This window comes from Myxococcus vastator (assembly GCF_010894475.1).
GTDB lineage: Bacteria > Myxococcota > Myxococcia > Myxococcales > Myxococcaceae > Myxococcus > Myxococcus vastator.
On sequence record NZ_JAAIYB010000819.1, the window covers coordinates 1 to 1,582 of the forward strand.

Here is a 1,582-nt window from a genome sequence, read left to right on the forward strand (position 1 = left end):
CCCCCGCCGCGGTACCGGGTACGCCGGTGGAAGACGGGCTCCAGGCGGGCGCGGTCGCCGCGGCGGGGGCGGTGACCGCCGGCGGCTCGGTCCACGCGGCCGGGACGGGCAGGGAGAGGGTGGCCCCGGGCAGGGGCCGGCGGTACAGCACGCCCCACTCGGTGAGGATGGACTCCAGCGGCGCCAGTCCACCGAGCGGCGGGTCCGACGGGCCGGTGTAGAGGTAGCCGCCCTCATCCAGCGCGTCATGGAGCCGGCGGGCGACAGCCTCGATGGTGGGCCGGTTGAAGTAGATGAGGACGTTGCGGCAGAAGATGACGTCCAGCTTCCAGATGCCGCTGTCCGCGGACGGCCAGGTGTCGAGCGCGAGGTTGAGGTAGCTGAAGCGCACGCGCTTCTGCACCTCCGGGGACAGGATGTACCGGCGTCCGTCGGCGCGCAGGTGGGCGCGCATCCGGTCCGCCCAGCCGCCACGCAGGGACCAGTCGCCGTAGTGGGCCTTCCGGGCCCGGGCGAGCGCGCCGCGCGACACGTCCGTGGCGTACACGGCCATGCGCTCATCCCAGCCTTCGCCCAGCAGCAGCGCGGCGATGGAATAGGGCTCCTCGCCCGACGAGCACGCGGCGCTCCACAGCCGCGCGGTGTGGGCCGGGCCCTGGCGCTCGCGCAGCTCCGGGAGCACGACGCTCCGCAGGTGCTCGAAGTGCTCGGGCGTGCGGAAGAAGTACGTCTCCCCGACGGTGAGCTCGATGAGCAGGTCATCCAGCGCGGCCGGCTCTTCCGTGAGCCGCGCGCGGTAGGCGTCGAAGTCCTTCAGCCCGGCCCGCTCCATGGCGCGAGCGATGCCTTCCTCGGCGGACGCGGGGCAGCTGGGCGGCACCAGCCCGGCGCGCTCCTCCACCAGCGCGAGCACCTCCGCATAACCTGGGTGGCTCCAGGGGCCCCAATTCACGCGGGCTCCGACTCCTGCGGCGCCGCCAGGGCGGCATCCAGCTCCAGGGCCTCGGCTTCGGACAGGAAGGTGCGCAGGTCATGGACCAGGACGAGCCCGTCCTTCAGCTTCACGGCGCCCGCCACATAGCCCACGCCCGGCAGCTGGCGCGGCGTGGCGTCCCACTCCTCCGGCGCGAGGACGCGCAGGCCCTCGGCCCGGTCCACGCGCAGCACGACGCCGCGGGTGCCCGCGGAGGCCACGATGAAGTGGTCCATGGGGGACAGCGCGCGGGGCGGGTGACGGAAGCGCAGGCGCAGGTCCAGGACGGGCAACAGCTCTCCCCGAAGGTCCAGCAGGCCCTCCACCACGGCGGGCGCGCGGGGCAGGGGCGTCAGGCGCGCGGCGCGTACGAGCTCTCGCACGTCGGGTGCGGGCAGTCCGTAGCGCTGGCCGTTCAGGGTGAACAGCAGCACCTCCGTGGGTGCGTGGGTCATGTCCTGGGACATAAGACGTGGACGTGGCCACTGTCGAACACTGATGTCGGCCCCCGGTCACGGTGTCCACCAGTCCTCAGTGGGGACAGGGGGGCGGGCCCATGCTTCAGGGGGAACAGGACACGTTACCGCCGTGGCCCGGCCTGGACGGCGG

The 1,582-nt window shown here is 73.4% G+C and carries 2 protein-coding genes; both read right to left on the reverse strand.

Features of this window, described 5'->3' with window-relative positions; all coding sequences use genetic code 11:
* The coding region (locus G4D87_RS37595; protein ID WP_163787567.1) for a CheR family methyltransferase at window positions 1–952 on the reverse strand (952 nt) is incomplete at its 3' end.
* Window positions 949–1,428 (reverse strand): chemotaxis protein CheW, encoded by a 480-nt coding sequence (locus tag G4D87_RS37600; protein ID WP_163787568.1) that lies wholly within the window; start codon window positions 1,426–1,428, stop codon window positions 949–951. The genes G4D87_RS37595 and G4D87_RS37600, both read right to left, overlap by 4 nt.
* Between the last annotated feature and the right edge of the window lie 154 nt (window positions 1,429–1,582).

Excerpts from the sequence above, each read along its gene's own strand:
- G4D87_RS37600 (WP_163787568.1), bottom strand. The coding sequence starts at position 1,428 with ATGACCCACGCACCCACGGAGGTGCTGCTGTTCACCCTGAACGGCCAG.